Here is a 269-nt window from a genome sequence, read left to right on the forward strand (position 1 = left end):
TTTTAAAGACGAGGAAATGATGAGCTCGGATAAACCATCCTCCAGATAGGTTTGAATTGCGCGCTTCAAAGGACGGGCGCCATATTGTATGTCATATCCCTTGCTAGCGATGAATTCTTTCGCCTTATCTTCAATAACAAGCTTGTAACCAATAGATTCTATTCTATCGTACAATCCTTTTAGCTCTATGTCTATAATCTTTGTTATCGCTTCCAGAGAAAGTTGATCAAACGTGATAATCTCATCTACACGATTGATGAATTCAGGCG

Annotated in this window: 1 pseudogene; it reads right to left on the reverse strand. The window is 39.0% G+C overall.

The window, feature by feature from the left end:
• Positions 1-269 (reverse strand): annotated as a pseudogene (locus AB5935_RS27710) (ATP-dependent Clp protease ATP-binding subunit); the annotation flags it as partial.

This window comes from Phocaeicola sp. RTP21198st1_B8_RTP21198_201120 (genome assembly GCF_040929485.1).
Taxonomy (GTDB): domain Bacteria; phylum Bacteroidota; class Bacteroidia; order Bacteroidales; family Bacteroidaceae; genus Phocaeicola; species Phocaeicola dorei.